The sequence below is a fragment of the Flavobacteriales bacterium genome (assembly GCA_029248105.1).
Lineage (GTDB): Bacteria > Bacteroidota > Bacteroidia > Flavobacteriales > UBA7312 > UBA8444.
Window position 1 is genome coordinate 115,293 of the sequence record JAQWJZ010000010.1, and the last position, 6,948, is coordinate 122,240.

Here is a 6,948-nt window from a genome sequence, read left to right on the forward strand (position 1 = left end):
ACAAAAAAAGCTCGCTATTCGCGAGCTTTTTTTTTGGTTAGCTTGGATTCGTTTATGAACCGCAGGCAATACAATCATCAGGGTTGTCAATAGAACATGCTATTGCTTCCTCAGCTGTGTATTCTTCTTTGCCAGCAACTACTGGCTCTAATTGTGACTTAGCTTGTTTTTGTACCGTAAACTGAATAGCTTGTGTGGCAGCCTTAGTTCGTAAATAATACATACCAGTCTTTAATCCCTTTTCCCATGCATAGAAGTGCATAGACGTTATCTTACCCATATTAGGTTGATCGATAAACAGGTTCAATGATTGTGATTGATCAATAAAGTGACCTCTATCGGCAGACATATCAATAATATCTTTCATCTTAATTTCCCATACTGTTTTGTATATCGCTTTGATATTTTCAGGGATAGAATCGATGCCTTGGATAGAACCATTAGCCTTAATGATTTCATTTTTCATCTCATCATTCCATAAACCTAACTTCACTAGGTCTAAAAGTAAATGCTTATTAACGACCACAAACTCTCCCGAAAGTACACGACGCGTGTATATGTTTGAAGTATAAGGCTCAAAGCATTCGTTGTTACCTAAAATTTGAGATGTAGAAGCTGTTGGCATTGGTGCAAGTAATAAACTATTACGCACACCATTTTCTTTTATTTGATTTCTTAGTTCACCCCAAGCCCATCTTCCGCTCAACTCTTCATCTTTCTTACCCCACAAGTTGTGCTGGAACAAACCTTGAGAAATTGGAGAGCCTTCATAGGTTTGATAAGCCCCTTCTTCTTTGGCTGTTTCCATAGAAGATGTAAGAGCTGCAAAATAGATAGTTTCAAATATTTCTTCATTCAGAGCTTTGGCCTCGTCAGAGTCAAATGGTAAACGAAGTTTGATGAACGTATCGGCTAATCCTTGCACTCCCAAACCTACTGGTCTGTGGCGCATATTAGAATTTTTAGCCTCTGCAACAGGATAATAGTTTCTATCGATAACCTTATTAAGGTTTTTGGTTATCACTCGAGTAATGTTATATAATTTCTCGTGATCAAACGTATTCGTCTCCTCATTGATATACATTGGCAAAGCAATAGAAGCCAAATTACATACTGCTACCTCGTCGGGTGCTGTATATTCAATAATTTCTGTACATAAGTTAGATGAACGAATAGTACCTAAATTTTTCTGATTCGATTTTTCGTTACATGCGTCTTTGTATAAGATGTATGGTGTCCCTGTTTCTACTTGAGATTCTACCACTTTTTCCCAAAGCTCACGAGCACGGATAGTCTTTCTTCCTTTTCCTGCTTTCTCGTATTTTTTGTAGAGTTTTTCAAAATCTTTGCCATAAGTGTCGGCTAATCCTGGGCACTCGTTAGGACACATTAGAGTCCACTCACCATCTTCTTTTACACGTTGCATAAATAAGTCAGGTGTCCATAAAGCAAAGAATAAATCTCTGGCACGCATCTCTTCTTTACCGTGATTTTTTCTAAGGTCTAAGAAGTCAAAGACGTCAGCATGCCATGGCTCTAGATAGATTGCAAAAGAACCTTTTCTTTTACCACCACCTTGGTCAACATAACGCGCTGTATCGTTGAACACTCTAAGCATTGGAACAATACCATTAGAAGTGCCGTTAGTTCCTCTTATATACGAGCCTGTAGCCCTTACATTATGAATGCTAAGACCAATACCACCAGCAGACTGAGATATCTTAGCGCATTGCTTAAGGGTATCATATATACCGTCAATACTATCGTCTTTCATTGTCAATAAAAAGCAAGACGACATTTGTGGTTTAGGTGTACCAGCGTTAAATAATGTTGGTGTAGCGTGAGTAAAATATTTTTGTGACATCAGCTCGTATGTTTCGATAGCTGATTGTATGTCTTCTTTGTGAATACCGATTGCCACACGCATTAACATGTGTTGCGGACGCTCTGCGATCTTACCGTTGAGACGAAGTAGGTAAGAACGTTCTAATGTTTTGAATCCGAAATAGTCGTATCCAAAGTCTCTATCGTAGATGATAGTAGAATCGAGAAGTTCAGCATTTTTCTTGATGATTTTTATTACATCATCAGCAATAAGTGGTGCTTTTTTACCAGTCTTAGGATTGACGTAATCATATAAATCCTTCATCGTTTCAGAAAACGATTTCTTAGTGTCTTTGTGAAGGTTGGATACTGAAATCCTAGATGCTAATAAAGCGTAGTCAGGGTGACGGGTAGTCATTGATGCCGACACCTCAGCTGCTAAATTATCAAGTTCAGAAGTAGTTACCCCTTCATAAATTCCTTCAATAACTTTCATCGCTACTGCGGTTGGGTCTACTAATTCACTAAAGCCGTAGCATAGCTTTTGTATGCGGGCTGTAATTTTGTCGAACTTGATTGCTTCTTTTCGACCGTCTCTTTTTAATACAAACATAAATTTACTGTTTTACTCGTTAAGTAATCTTATTTTAAAAGTCATCATCAAATGAGAAAGTGTCTTTGGGGTCATTCCCTTCATTAAGAACACCTGCTTTTTGATAATCGCCCACTCTTTTTTCAAAGAAATTGGTTTTCCCTTCTAAGGAAATCATCTCCATAAAGTCAAATGGGTTTTCTGAGTTATATATCTTTTCGCAACCCAACTCAACGAGCAAACGATCCGTTACAAACTCAAGGTATTTCGTCATTAAATCGGAATTCATACCAATTAATTTTACTGGCAAGGATTCCGTAATAAATTCTCTTTCTATATCTAATGCATCAATAATAATTTCTTTGATGCGTTCTTTGGGTACTTTGTTTACTAAGTGATTGTTATGTAAGTGACATGCAAAATCACAATGCAGACCTTCATCTCTACTTATCAACTCATTGGAAAAGGTTAGTCCTGGCATAAGACCTCTTTTCTTCAACCAAAATATTGAACAAAACGAACCTGAAAAGAAAATCCCTTCTACAGCCGCAAATGCGACCAATCGCTCAGCGAATGAATCGCTTTCTATCCATTTTATAGCCCACTCTGCTTTCTTTTTAATAGCATCAAAGTGTTCTATGGCTGTAAACAATTTGTTTCTTTCTTGCTTGTCCTTAATGTAGGTGTCTATTAATAAAGAGTAGGTTTCTGAATGGATATTCTCCATCATTATTTGAAATCCGTAAAAGAATTTGGCTTCTGTGAACTGAACTTCATTCACAAAATTCTCGGCTAAGTTTTCATTTACTATTCCGTCGCTTGCTGCAAAAAATGCTAAAATGTGCTTGATGAAATATTTCTCATCATCACTAAGTTTAGATTCCCAATCTACTAAATCTTGGTGCAAATCAATCTCCTCTGCTGTCCAAAAACTAGCCTCTTGCTTTTTGTACCATTGCCATATATCATCGTGTTCTATAGGGAATAAAACAAAGCGGTTGGGGTTTTCAGTTAGTATAGGTTCTTTAATTTCTGACATTACTATTTTTACAATTTAGCGAAAGGAATTCCTAGAGAAGATAACACCTTCTCCACCTTTCAGGTTAACTTTTAAAGTTGTTGGGATTTACTCCAAAATGACCAAACTCAAAGCATCATTGGTTTATGCAAACGACAATTATTTGAATTAGCCGACAACAAATGTTTCAAAAAAAAACATTTAAAGCAATTCAATTTTATTCACAATAATTTCAAGTTTTTAACACCCGGACTGTTTTTTGATTTCAAAACAATTGGGCTTAATCAAGGGATTCAAAATTTTTGATTTTTCGGACTTTTTTTAAAAAAAAATTGAACGTCAAATCACAAATTATTTTTTTGACAACTTGATAAATGTTAAAATTAGCTTAGCTCTTTTTCAACAAATTATCTGCTTCACAAACTTGCTCGTACCAATCTTGACCATACTTTCTGACAAGTGGTTCTTTCAAAAATCTATAGACTGGCACTTGTAATTGTTCTCCACAAGAACAAGCGGGTTTACAGATTTCTATAGCTTCGTAGTTGACCGCATCAAAGTCTCTGTACTCTTTAATCCTTATCGGGAAAAGGTGACAAGAGATGGGCTTTTTAAAATCTACTTGACCATCATTATAGGCTTGTTCTATACTGCATTTGGCAGTACCATCTTTGTCAAAAGAAACAAAAGCGCACTCCTTATTATCAACCAATGCGGTGGTATTATCACCATCAGAATCAACTACATAAATGCCTTGTTGTTCTATGGCTTTTATACCTTCCTCTCGCATGTAGGGCTTAACCTTGTAGTAAATATTAGAAAGAACGCTAAGTTCGTCATCGTTCAGTGGAGCGCCCGAATCACCGTCTACACAACAAGCTCCCTTGCAAGCAGAAAGGTCACATACAAACTGTTTTTCAAATACATCAAAAGAAATGATTTTATCCTCCACCTGAACCATATAACAAAGATAACGAAAGAGGATGTAAAAGTGTAACGAATATGTTTATTTTTGCGCTATGGCAAATTATGAAGAAGTGTTTAAGAAAGTAGTTGCTCACGCAAAAGAGTATGGTTTTATTTTTCAGTCGAGTGAATTGTACGATGGCTTGGGTGCCGTTTACGATTACGGTCCAAATGGTGTTGAGCTAAAAAATAATATTCGCAACTACTGGTGGAAGTCCATGGTGAATATGAATGATAATATTGTAGGCTTAGATTCGGCCATATTTATGCACCCCACTACTTGGAAGGCATCTGGTCATATCGACGCTTTTAACGATCCTCTGATCGATAATAAAGATTCTAAAAAACGTTATCGTGCCGATGTACTTATAGAAGAGCATGTAGCCAAAATTGAAGGTAAAATAGAGAAAGAGGTTAAAAAAGCTACCAAACGATTTGGTGATAGTTTTGACCGAGAACAGTTCGTCTCAACAAATCCGAGAGTAGTTGGTTACAAGGAGAAATGTACTACTACAATGCAACGCTTTGCTCAAGCTATGAGCGAGGATAAACTTGACGATATCAAAACACTTATTGAAGAATTAGGTATTGTATGCCCCGTATCTGGAACAAAAAATTGGACCGATGTACGCCAATTTAATTTGATGTTTAAAACACAAATGGGTTCGACTACAGATGGCGCTACTGACCTGTATCTTAGACCAGAAACCGCACAAGGTATTTTTGTTAATTTCTTGAACGTGCAAAAAACAGCACGTATGAAATTGCCTTTTGGAATTGCCCAAACGGGTAAAGCCTTTAGAAATGAAATCGTAGCGCGTCAGTTTATCTTCCGTATGCGTGAGTTTGAACAAATGGAAATGCAGTTTTTTGTTCGCCCGGGTGAAGAGATGAAGTGGTACGAACATTGGAAGGAAAGCCGTATGCAATGGCACCTTAGTCTAGGTATAGATAAAGACCATTTCCGTTTTCACGACCACGACAATTTAGCTCATTATGCTAATGCCGCTTGTGATATAGAGTTTAAGTTTCCGTTTGGATTCAAGGAACTAGAGGGTATACACTCCAGAACAGATTTCGACCTCAAAAGCCACCAAGAACATTCGGGTAGGAAAGTGCAATACTTCGACCCAGAGATTAACGAAAGCTATGTGCCTTATGTAGTAGAGACATCCATAGGGTTAGACAGAATGTTTTTAACCATACTCAGCCATTCCTACAAAGAAGAAGAGGTTAATGGTGAAAACCGTTTGGTACTAAGCATTCCACCTATGCTATCTCCAGTTAAAGCAGCCATACTACCACTAACTAAGAAAGACGGCTTGCCAGAAAAAGCTAAAGAAATTTTAAAATCTTTACAATACGATTTCAATTGTCAGTATGAGGAAAAAGATTCTATTGGTAAGCGCTACAGACGTCAAGATGCTATTGGAACACCTTATTGCATTACGGTAGATCACCAAACGTTGGAAGACCAAACCGTAACGCTTAGAGACAGAGATAGCATGAGTCAAGAGCGAGTTGCTATCAGTAAACTGCATACATTACTTTCTGAAAAAGTTGACTTGAGAAGTTTTTTACAGTAGTTTATTTTTTTAATAAATACTAAATTCTCAACCCATATCGTTTTTTACATACTAGTAGCTAACAATCTTAAAGCATGAAAAAAACACTTCTTAAAGCCCTAAGGGTTAGCAATAGCATAATTCTTGCCGACCGATTACGGTTTTTTTATCACTATTTTAAAAGCTCAAAACGACGAGCCCAATTCAAAAAAAGAAATCCAAGTGTAACATTGCCTCCTGCGTACCATATTTACGAAACTTTCGGTCTAGGAGATTATAATAGCTATTATTTTGGAAGCATTGAAACCTCACAAAATGTTCTTAAGCATTTTAAGAAAAATATCTCTACAGACAATATTAAACTTTTAGATTGGGGGTGTGGAACAGGTCGGGTAATTCGCCATTTTCCAACTCTATTAGACCCCGCTAGCTCTTGCTTAGGAACAGACTATAATTCAACTTATATGAATTGGTGTAAAGCAAACATTCCCAATGTTAATTTTTCTGAAAATAAACTTAAACCCCCAACAGTTTAGAGTGATAATTACTTCGATGCTATTTATGGTATTTCTATATTCACTCATTTGTCGGAAGAAATGCATTACAAATGGTTTGAAGAATTAATGCGAATACTTAAGCCTAATGGTGTACTTCAAATTACTTTAAGCGGAAACGCATTTATAAACAAACTATCCAAAAAAGAAAAAGAGCAATTTTTAAAAGGTGAGCTTGTAGAACATAAAAGTTATAGAGATGGACACCGAAGTTATGCTAGTCATCAACCTAAAACGTTTGTTATAAAAATGGTTGGCAAACACCAAGTTCTCGAACATATTTCTGGCAAAATTAAGAATGGTTCAGCTAGTCAAGATATTTGGCTGATAAGAAAAGTGTAACTTAATATCTAATTGTTAAATACTTAATTACTCATTTTTATAACAATAGGATTGCTATTGCTTAATGATGGTTCGACTGATAAAAAT

General features: G+C 36.4%; 5 protein-coding genes and 1 pseudogene. 3 read left to right on the forward strand and 3 right to left on the reverse strand.

Annotated elements, in window-relative coordinates:
* Positions 1-52 precede the first annotated feature (52 nt).
* The 3 genes from P8I29_01925 to P8I29_01935 form a co-directional block, all read right to left on the reverse strand.
* Entirely contained in the window at positions 53-2,437 is a 2,385-nt protein-coding gene (locus tag P8I29_01925) for a ribonucleoside-diphosphate reductase subunit alpha (protein MDG1916555.1), read from the reverse strand.
* Positions 2,438-2,471: 34 nt separating this feature from the next.
* A complete protein-coding gene (locus tag P8I29_01930; GenBank protein MDG1916556.1) occupies positions 2,472-3,455 on the reverse strand; it encodes a ribonucleotide-diphosphate reductase subunit beta in 984 nt (327 codons plus the stop codon).
* A 367-nt stretch (positions 3,456-3,822) separates the two neighbouring features.
* The gene (locus P8I29_01935) at positions 3,823-4,395 is read right to left on the reverse strand and encodes a DUF3109 family protein (GenBank protein ID MDG1916557.1); all 573 of its coding nucleotides are present in this window, start codon (positions 4,393-4,395) and stop codon (positions 3,823-3,825) included.
* A gap of 58 nt (positions 4,396-4,453) precedes the next feature.
* Between P8I29_01935 and P8I29_01940 the strand changes: the two genes are divergently transcribed.
* The 3 genes and pseudogenes from P8I29_01940 (at position 4,454) to P8I29_01950 (ending at position 6,861) form a co-directional block, all read left to right on the forward strand.
* Entirely contained in the window at positions 4,454-5,986 is a 1,533-nt protein-coding gene (locus P8I29_01940; GenBank protein ID MDG1916558.1) for a glycine--tRNA ligase, read from the forward strand.
* A gap of 74 nt (positions 5,987-6,060) precedes the next feature.
* Entirely contained in the window at positions 6,061-6,501 is a 441-nt protein-coding gene (locus P8I29_01945) for a class I SAM-dependent methyltransferase (protein MDG1916559.1), read from the forward strand.
* Between the two features lie 15 nt (positions 6,502-6,516).
* Positions 6,517-6,861: pseudogene (locus P8I29_01950) on the forward strand (class I SAM-dependent methyltransferase).
* The last annotated feature ends 87 nt before the right edge of the window (positions 6,862-6,948 follow it).